At 41.9% G+C, this 9,730-nt stretch carries 9 protein-coding genes; all 9 read left to right on the forward strand.

Annotated elements, in window-relative coordinates; all coding sequences use genetic code 11:
- Nucleotides 1-548 precede the first annotated feature (548 nt).
- The 9 genes from KKI13_03430 (at nt 549) to phoU (ending at nt 9,350) form a co-directional block, all read left to right on the forward strand.
- Nucleotides 549-1,241 (forward strand): response regulator transcription factor, encoded by a 693-nt coding sequence (locus KKI13_03430; GenBank protein MBU4488101.1) that lies wholly within the window; start codon nt 549-551, stop codon nt 1,239-1,241.
- A 3-nt stretch (nt 1,242-1,244) separates the two neighbouring features.
- Nucleotides 1,245-3,011, forward strand: coding sequence for a cell wall metabolism sensor histidine kinase WalK (locus KKI13_03435; protein MBU4488102.1), 1,767 nt, complete (start codon nt 1,245-1,247; stop codon nt 3,009-3,011).
- A gap of 143 nt (nt 3,012-3,154) precedes the next feature.
- Nucleotides 3,155-4,465, forward strand: a complete 1,311-nt coding sequence (locus tag KKI13_03440) for a putative porin (protein MBU4488103.1) — start codon at nt 3,155-3,157, stop codon at nt 4,463-4,465.
- A gap of 124 nt (nt 4,466-4,589) precedes the next feature.
- Nucleotides 4,590-5,444 carry a phosphate ABC transporter substrate-binding protein gene (locus tag KKI13_03445; GenBank protein MBU4488104.1) on the forward strand — a complete coding sequence of 285 codons (855 nt, stop codon included), beginning with the start codon at nt 4,590-4,592 and terminating at the stop codon, nt 5,442-5,444.
- Between the two features lie 8 nt (nt 5,445-5,452).
- A complete protein-coding gene (gene pstC / locus KKI13_03450) occupies nt 5,453-6,319 on the forward strand; it encodes a phosphate ABC transporter permease subunit PstC (GenBank protein MBU4488105.1) in 867 nt (288 codons plus the stop codon).
- Complete coding sequence (gene pstA, locus KKI13_03455) at nt 6,316-7,164, forward strand: phosphate ABC transporter permease PstA (GenBank protein ID MBU4488106.1); 849 nt, start codon at nt 6,316-6,318, stop codon at nt 7,162-7,164. Before pstC ends, pstA begins: the two co-directional genes overlap by 4 nt.
- A complete protein-coding gene (pstB, locus tag KKI13_03460; protein MBU4488107.1) occupies nt 7,158-7,904 on the forward strand; it encodes a phosphate ABC transporter ATP-binding protein in 747 nt (248 codons plus the stop codon). The genes pstA and pstB (KKI13_03460) overlap by 7 nt, the downstream gene beginning before the upstream one ends.
- Complete coding sequence (pstB, locus tag KKI13_03465; protein ID MBU4488108.1) at nt 7,904-8,659, forward strand: phosphate ABC transporter ATP-binding protein; 756 nt, start codon at nt 7,904-7,906, stop codon at nt 8,657-8,659. Before pstB (KKI13_03460) ends, pstB (KKI13_03465) begins: the two co-directional genes overlap by 1 nt.
- Before the next feature lie 13 nt (nt 8,660-8,672).
- The gene (gene phoU, locus KKI13_03470) at nt 8,673-9,350 is read left to right on the forward strand and encodes a phosphate signaling complex protein PhoU (GenBank protein ID MBU4488109.1); all 678 of its coding nucleotides are present in this window, start codon (nt 8,673-8,675) and stop codon (nt 9,348-9,350) included.
- The last annotated feature ends 380 nt before the right edge of the window (nt 9,351-9,730 follow it).

A 9,730-nucleotide genomic window follows, 5' to 3' on the forward strand; every position in this document is an offset into this window, starting at 1 on the left:
TCCCAAGAAATACTTCGACTCTCTTGGGCTTATATCACTACTGGATGAGTTGCGAAGGATTCAATTAACTACACGAACCGCCGTATACGGAACCGTACGTACGGTGGTGTGAGAGGACGGCAAGGGAAAACCTTGCCTCCTACTCGATGATTACTCGACGACAAAATGGCGTATATCGGAGCAACTTAAGCGATCCTGCCGCCATTATAGCTTCCAGCCAAATAGCCTGCGTAGGCTCGCGATCCTGCCAAAATCTCCGTATCATACCTCTCAACCTCTCTAGTTAATACAATCGCTAGTTAACAGTTTATTGCGCTATTTCTGCCATTATTGGGCAATAATGGCATTGCCAAAAAGTGTGTTAACTAGGAATTTGCGATTAACTGACAATCTAATAAGTAAATAATCCTCCCCGAGAAAAGACACAGTAGTAACGCCTATAAAAAACCCTTAAACAAACGACCGTTTTTTTGTCCGTCAATCTTCTTGCCTAACTATAAATTGTCTGGTAGAATAACCGCTAGTAAGGCGATAAAAGGATGCTTAAGATGAAAGAGACGATATTAATCGTTGAAGACGAAAAAGATATAGTTAAAATGCTTGAGTATAATCTCAAGAAGGAAGGCTTTAAGACGATGTCGGTGCGTAATGGCGAAGACGCTGTTGCGGTCGCGACAAAAGAGGGAACAGACATTATTATACTCGACCTAATGCTTCCAGATATGGATGGCTTAGAAGTTTGCAAGGCGATAAAAGGCGAGACCAAGACATCGTCAATTCCTATCATTATGCTTACAGCGAAAAGCCAGGAATCAGATAAAATTGTAGGCCTGGAATTAGGGGCGGATGATTATATGACTAAGCCGTTCAGCCCCAAAGAACTCATTGCGCGTATAAAAGCAGTATTACGTCGCACCAAAGAAAAAGACAAACTCCCAGAGCTACTAAAAGTAGGCGACTTAACAATCGACTTAGCAAAAATTGCGGTGAATGTTAAGGGTAAGCCTATACAGCTTACCGCAAAGGAATTCGAACTTCTTAAGACATTAATAAAGGCGAAGGGACGGGTATTGTCGCGAGATTATCTCTTAGATACGGTATGGGGAATGGATCACGCAATTGAAATCGAGACTCGCACTGTGGATGTGCATATTAGGACCCTTCGTAAGAAATTAAAAAGTGCGGCGAAGTATATTGTAACTGTGAAAAGCTACGGATACAGGTTTGAAGAGGAGGAATAAGACTTGGGCTTTAAGGCTAAGCTGATCCTTTCCTATCTTATCATAATCTTGGTTTCCTTCGGATTCATAGCCTTTTTTTTAGACAAAAATTTAGAAGAAAATTCCCTTCATAATATTCAGACTTCTCTCGTAACTCAGGCCCAGCTGATTGAAACACAAATCCCCCCTGGAAGTATAAAAAACGAAGACATTGCTTCTCTCGAAGCCCTTGTAAAAAATTTATCCGCAAAAACAAAATGCCGTATTACTATTATTAATATCCGCGGGAAGGTATTGGCGGATTCCGAACAATCCCTCCAAGAAATTCCTGCAATGGAAAACCATCTATATCGTCCCGAAGTAAAAATAGCTTTAAGTGGTACTATCGGCATAGATACCCGTTATTCCTCGACTCTTGGAATAGACATGCTTTATGTTGCCTTACCTCTCAAAGAGGGAGCCGAAATTTTGGGGACTATTAGATTAGCACTTCCGCTTTTAAGCGTTGAAAAGACGCTGTCATCTATAAGAAAAATAGTTATTCTCGGATTATTATTTGCGGTTTTTCTTGCATTTATCTTAGGTACGTTGTTGGCGGCCGGGACTATCAAGCCCATTAATAGAATGATTCAGATTTCCCGCAAATACTCGGAAGGTGATTTTAGCCGCAGGATAATTCAGAGCTCAAAAGATGAAATGGGACAACTTGCCAACACTTTGAACAAGATGGCTCAGGATATCGAAGATAAGATCAAAGAGATTAAAGCCCAAAACCAGAAGCTTGCCGCGATTTTTAACAGCATGATAGAGGGCATCATTGTTGTTGATAAAAGTTCACACATAATTTCTATTAATCCGACAATTGAAAAGATATTCGGCGTATCGAAAGAAGAAGTGCTAGGCAATATCTTTTTGGAATCCATACGTAATAATGACATTTCCGAAGTCATAAATAGCGTTCTTAAGGAAAGTGAATCTATATCAAAAGAAATAAATCTTCTTTTGCCTGTACGTAAGACGTTTGAGGTTAGCGCTGCACCTATTTTTGACAATGACACGGTAAACGGATGCCTGGTAGTTATTCATGATATAACTGAGATACGGCGCTTGGAAACTATACGCAGCGATTTTGTAGCTAATGTTTCTCATGAATTAAAAACACCGCTTACTTCCATAAAAGGCTTTATAGAAACGCTTCTTGAGGGAGCCTTGGACGATAAGGAAAATAACCGCTCATTCCTTAAAATAATCCAGGATCATGCCGAGAGACTCGATAAACTAGTCAATGATCTTTTATCTTTAGCACATCTTGAGTCAAAAGAGATAGCTCTTGAAAAAAAGAGTTTTGATTTGCGAAAGCAGGTTGATGAGATAATCGCAAGCTTTAAAACTCAATTAAAGAAAAAGGATATGGAATTAAAGAACGATCTGCCATCAGGATTCATGATAACAGCCGACAAAGACAAAGTAGAGCAGGTATTTACGAATCTCATTGATAACGCTATAAAATTTAACAAAGAAAAAGGATTGATCAAGATCTACGGCCAAACAGTAAATGGCCGAGTAAAAATTACCGTAGAAGATTCAGGAATCGGCATCCCCGGAAAAGATGTCCCTCGCATTTTTGAACGATTCTACCGAGTGGATAAAGCGCGTTCACGCGAACTAGGCGGGACTGGCCTCGGGCTTTCTATCGTCAAACATATTGTTGAGCTGCATAATGGTACCGTTGGCGTGGAGAGTGTCGAAGGACTCGGTTCCAATTTCTGGCTTATCTTACCCAAAGCGTAGTTCTCAAGCCTCATCCCACGTAATATATCAATTTACCTACATTTTACTTTCACCTCATTCTCTCTTTACATGCATATTGTACACTTCTTGTGTAAGAAAAACCGAAAAGTGCATTCTAACAAAGAGAAAAGGAGGATGAATAGATGGAAAGAGGATCGCTTGTTGGTGTTTTAGCAGGGCTCATGCTCATGTCGTTTATGACACAAACGGTATGGGCAGGAGAAGTAGACATTTTAGTTCAAAAACTTGTAGAAAAAGATATCTTTACTGAAGACGAGGCAAAAGAGATAGTAGCGGAGATAAAAGAAGAAGTCAAAAAGGAAGAATTGGCTAAAGCCGCTTCTCCTTCTCCAGCGCAACCGGTCACGATTGCTCAGTCAACAGTACCGCAATGGGTTCAGAATTCAAAATTTAAGGGTGATTTCAGATTGCGCTATCAGGGCGAGCATAGAGATATAGATAAATCCGGCGACGGGGAAAGGCTTGTAAGAAACAGGATGAGATTTCGGCTCAGGGCCGGCCTCGAGGCAAAAGTTTTGGACAGGATGAAGGTGGCTTTTGGGCTCGCAAGCGGAAGCGACGCGGATCCGCGTTCCACCAACCAGACATTTCAAGATTCGTTCGCCAAAAAACCTGTCTGGATAGATTATGCGTATGCTCAGTGGACGCCTATGGATAAATTGGTTCTCACGGGCGGCCGTATGAAGAATCCGTTCTGGACTTCTTCGGATAACCTTTGGGACGGTGATATAAATCCGGAGGGAGGAGCGATTCAGGTAAATTACAAGCCGGCTTCTAACATGAATCTGTTTTTGAATACTGCCGGCCTTATAGTTGATGAACTTGGTGTGGACGTGGATGATCCTTGGATGGTGGGGATTCAGCCTGGCTTTGATTGGTACTTTATACCCGATAAAGCCGATGCGAAAGTCGCTTTTACTTATTATAACCTGTTTAACGAAACAGGTAAAATTCCCGACTGGTCTGCCGGTACTAATACCCGGAGGGCTGGAGGGGACGGAATAAGATATGATTTCAGGCCAATGGTACTTGATGGAGCGCTTAGCTTCAAAGAGCCTTTCTCCGGCATTGTCTATCTCGGAGATTACGTTCATTATGCCAGTATATTTGCCAACGGAGTTGTCAATCCGCCGGCTGAAGAGAAGCTAGGCGGGCTTATCGGTTGCGAATTCGGCGATCAGAAGATAGCGAAACTAGGTCAGTGGAAGCTTTCTGCCAGGTATGAATACCTAGCGAAAGACGCATGGCCGGATTGGCTGCCTGATTCAGATACTTATTATGGCGGCACAAACGTAAAAGGTCCGAGGGTGCGGTTTGAATTGGGCCTTATGAACAACGTATGGTTCACGGCTACCTACTTTAATACGAAGTATATTGTAGGTCCGGCCAGACCGCAAAACCTTTGGCAATGTGATGTAAATTGGAAATTCTGATACTTCGACGAGCTCAGTATCACCCTGAGCAGAGTCGAAGGGTGATTTTACATAGATTTTACATTGGCATAACATGGATATAATATAACCAGAGTATAGTTTATAACAAAAGAAGGGGGAAAGTATGCTTAAAAAGATGTGGTTGATTTTGATAACGCTTGCATTCTCAACTTCCGCGTTTGCCGCGTCCGGTAAGAATTCTATTCAAATCAAAGGCTCCGATACAATGGTAAACCTGGGACAAGCGTGGGCTGAGAAGTACATGGAGAAAAATCCAGGCGATTTCGTTGCTATTACAGGCGGTGGTTCCGGAACCGGCTTTTCCAGTTTGATCAGCAATACGTGCGATATTGCGATGACCTCAAGAAATATAAAAGAAAAAGAAATCGCTCTCGCCAATCAGAAGGGAATAAACCCCAATGAAATAAAAGTAGCCTTGGACGGCCTCGCGGTAGTAGTAAACTCCGCTAATTCAGTAGGCAAGCTTACTATCGATCAGTTAGCAGGAATTTTTACCGGAAGGATATCTAATTGGAAAGAAGTAGGCGGTAAAGATGAAAAGATCGTGATACTTTCGCGTGAGGTCAATTCCGGTACCCACGTTTATTTTAAAGAGCATGTTTTGCGAAAATTAGACCCGAACAGCAAAGAAGAATTTGCGCCTAGCGCATTAATGCTTTCTTCGTCCCAGGCTATTGCCGATGAAGTAGCCGGTAATTCTGCCGCAATAGGATATTATGGAATGGGATATATTTCGCCAAAACAGAAACCGGTTGCCGTAGCAAAAGACGAAAAATCAGAGTATGTTACTCCGACAATCGAAAATGTTATAAATGGCACATATCCTATATCAAGGCCGCTCTTTTTATACACCAATGGTGTGCCGGCAGGGTTAGTAAAGAAGTTTGTAGACTTTATACTTTCAAAGGAGGGTCAGGATATTGTCTTGGCTACGGATTTCGTTCCCATAAACAAATAAGGTAACCTTTGCGAAAATTTAGAGAATTTATTATAGAAAAACTAATACTCATCTGCGGCATAGCTTCGATATTGTTTGTCGCGCTGATATTTCTATTTTTACTTAGGGAAGGGCTCGCAGTCTTTAAAATTGTGGGCCCTTTTAAGTTCCTCTTTGGTAAAAGCTGGTACCCTATCTCAGAGCCTCCTCAACTCGGCATACTGCCTTTAATTCTCGGATCCTTGTTGGTCACTTTAGGCGCGGCGATTATTTCTATTCCAATAGGAGTAGGATGCGCAATTTATATTGCCGAAGTTGCTCCGGTAAAGATTAAAGAAGTCCTTAAGGCTGGAATAGAGCTCCTGGCAGCCATACCAAGCGTTGTTTTGGGATTTATAGGCATGGTAACTCTTGTGCCGCTGGTAAAAAATCTATTCCATCTTCCTACCGGTTTAACCGCATTATCCGGTTCGATCATGCTGGCATTTATGGCTATACCTACAATCGTTTCTATCGCCGAAGACGCGCTCTATTCAGTGCCAAAAAATTATAAAGAAGGCGCTTTCGCGCTTGGGGCCACACACTGGCAGACGATATGGCGGGTCATGCTTCCGGCCGCGTCAAGCGGCATAGTCGCGGCAGTCATGCTTGGAATAGGCAGGGTGATAGGTGAGACTATGGCTGTAATGATGATTACCGGTAACGCCGCTGTTATTCCGCATAGTATTTTAGCGCCGGTCAGGACCTTAACAGCCACCATAGCAGCCGAAATGGGTGAAGCGGTAGTAGGCAGTGAACATTATTTTGCGTTGTTTGCTATAGGTATAGTTTTGTTTATCATAAGTTTTATGGTAAACGTGACAGCGGACATATTTTTACATAAAAGGCAAGGATGAGAAACCCGCACAGAACGCAAAGCATAGCTTTTTTCTTTTTATTCCTCGCCACTCTTTTAATAGTGGTTCCGGTAGGCCTTATCATTGTGGTTATCATCCAAAAAGGTCTGCCGGCTATAAACTGGCAGTTTCTCACTGATATTCCACGGCAAGGGATGCGCGCCGGTGGCATATTCCCCGCCATAGTAGGTACTATATATTTAGTGATAGGCGCTATTATATTCGCGCTACCCATCGGCCTTCTCGCGGCGATATATCTGAGCGAGTATTCAAAAGAGAACATACTAACCCGCCTTATAAGGCTCGCTATTATCAATCTGGCGGGTGTACCGTCGGTAGTTTATGGCTTATTTGGGCTTGCGCTTTTCGTGGTATTCTTTAAATTTGGAGCATCAATCCTTTCAGGTTCACTTACTTTGGGAATCATGATTCTGCCCATAATTGTTACGACATCACGCGAGGCATTAGAAAGCATCCCATATTCTTTTCGTGAAGTAAGCCTTTCTTTAGGCGCAAGCAAATGGCAGACGATAAGACATATTGTTTTGCCGAATGCTATACCGGGTATTTTAACCGGCACTATTTTAGGTTTGGGCAGAGCGGCCGGCGAAACAGCTCCGATTCTTTTTACCGTAGCGGCTTTTTATCTGCCGCAATTACCAAGCTCGATATTTGATCAGGCAATGGCGCTTCCGTATCATCTTTATGTCATTTCAACTCAAGTGCCTAACGTTGATGAGAAGATAAGGTATGGGACGGCTTTTGTGTTGTTAGCGCTAGTTTTATTTATGAACTTAGTTGCGATAATCATACGTTACAAGTTCAGGAAGAAAAAGAAATGGTAAAATTCGAGATACACGATTTAAATATCTGGTTTGGCTCCGTACACGCCATAAAACAGGTGAACATGGAGATACAATCTAATGAGATCCTGAGCATCATAGGGCCTTCAAATAGCGGTAAGACAACTTTTTTAAGGACACTCAACCGTTTGAGTGATCTCAATGCAAGTTATAAAATGACGGGAGCGGTGGAACTTGAAAGAAAGGATGTTCGAGGTATTGATGTAGAAGAATTGCGCCGTAAAGTAGGTATGGTCTTTGCTTTACCTTTACCGCTTCCTTTGTCTATATTTGATAATGTGGCCTATGGTATAAGAATGTACGGCGTAAGAAAAAAGAAGCAATTAGAAGAAAATGTAGAAGAGGCGTTACAGCAGGCATATCTATGGGAAGAAGTGAAAGATAGGCTGGATGAGTCTGCATTCAAACTATCCGGCGGCCAGCAGCAGCGCTTGTGTATTGCGAGGACACTCGCGGTTCGACCCGAAGTGATCTTATTTGATGAACCGTGTTCAGGCCTTGATCCTATTTCTACCGCTAAGGTAGAAGATGCTATGCTTAAATTAAAGGAACGCTATACCATTGTTTTAGTAACCAATAATGTAAAGCAGGCAGCAAGGGTGGGGGATAGGACAGCTTTCTTTTTAAGCGGTGAACTCGTAGAATTAGATAAAACAGACAAAATTTTTACAGCGCCCCTAGATAAGCGTACGAACGACTACATAACAGGGAAATTCGGATAATGTCAAAAATAGTGACTAAAAACTTAAATTTGTGGTACGTAAATTTTCATGCGCTAAAGGATGTCAATGCATCTTTTGACGAGAAAAAGATCACTGCCATAATAGGACCTTCGGGGTGCGGTAAGTCTACCTTGCTTCGGGTATTTAATCGCATGAACGATCTGATAGAAGGCGTTCGCACATCCGGTGAAGTATTGGTTGATAATGCCAACATACTCGAATCGAATACGGATCTAGTCACTCTTCGTAAAAAAGTAGGAATGGTTTTTCAGCGGCCTAATCCGTTCCCGCTTTCTATTTACGAAAATATAGTCTTCGGCGAAAAAGTCCATGCGGATAATATAAAAAGAGACAGGTTGGATGAAATTGTAGAAAAGAGCTTAAAAGACGTTTTGTTATGGGATGAATTAAAAGACAAACTTGATAGGCCGGCGTTGACTTTGTCGCTTGAACAGAGGCAAAGATTATGTATCGCAAGGCTTATTGCTGTTAAACCAGATGTATTATTAATGGACGAACCCTGCTCTACCCTTGACCCGCAGGCAACTGCACGGATTGAAGAATTAATGCGTGAATTGAAGAATAATTATACTATAATAATAGTGACGCATAACATGCAGCAGGCAGCGAGGGTGTCCGATGATACTGGCTTCATGTTGCTTGGCGAATTGGTCGAGTTCGGAGTGACTAAAGATATATTTACCGCGCCTAAAGATAAGCGCACAGAAGATTATATTACAGGAAGATACGGATAAAAAGGAGAAGACCATGGAACGACATTTTGATCAGGAACTGAAAGAGCTGAACAAAGATATTTTAAAAATGAGCGCTCTTGCAGAAGAGGCTATCTATAAATCCATTGAAGCGTTAAAAAATCGGGATAGAGAGATGGCTAAGAGTATCATAGAAAATGATTCCAATATCGACAAATTAGAATTAGCTGTAGATGGAAAGTGCATTGATTTGATAGCACGCCATCAACCTATGGCTAAAGATCTTCGTTTTATCACAACGGGCATGAAGATAAATGCAGAGCTAGAAAGAATAGCGGATATTGCGGTAGATATAGCTCAGCGAACGCTTGAGATAGTAGATAAGCCTTTTTTGAAGCCGTTAATTGACATACCTAAGCTTGCGGCTGTTGCGCAAAATATGGTGAAGATGTCCATAGATGCATTTGTGAAGGGGGATATCGCTTTAGCGAAAAAAGTAATGTTATCTGATTCCGAAGCCGATCAGCTTCGCAATTTAATACAAAAAGAACTGATCGAAGATTATATGGTCAAAGATGGCACTACCGCACCGAGGGCGGTTCAGTTATTATTGATAGCTCGTTTCTTGGAGCGCATATGCGATCACACTACAAATATCGCAGAAGACGTGATCTACATGGTTCAAGCAGAAGTTGTAAGGCATCATCCCGAGAAATTAAAGAATGGAAAATAAAATGTCCAAAAAACCTTATTATGTTTTTCATTGTAAACTGGCAATCAAAACGAATGTCCTAAATTGAGGTATATGTTGGGCGTGCAAACAAACGAACGATTATTTACCATCATGGGTGATATCGCTTTCCACCACAAGTAGTGCTCGACCTTTAACTAAGAATTTGATGTGAAGGATAAGTGGGAATTGGTAAGCTTTTGCCATAGTGTTCGTTGTTTTTCCCAATCAAACTCACTGGTTATCTCGCGTGTTTTATATTCAGGCAGGTTAATTATCCTTTTATCGGTTGATAAAAGGATTTCTTTTGTGCGCCCGGCAGGGCGCACTTACTTGAAGGTGAAAGTCCTTTACAGGCCTGATAGGAGGAACTGTTAGCCGGA

It is taken from the genome of Candidatus Omnitrophota bacterium (assembly GCA_018894435.1).
Lineage (GTDB): Bacteria > Omnitrophota > Gorgyraeia > JAHIPI01 > JAHIPI01 > JAHIPI01.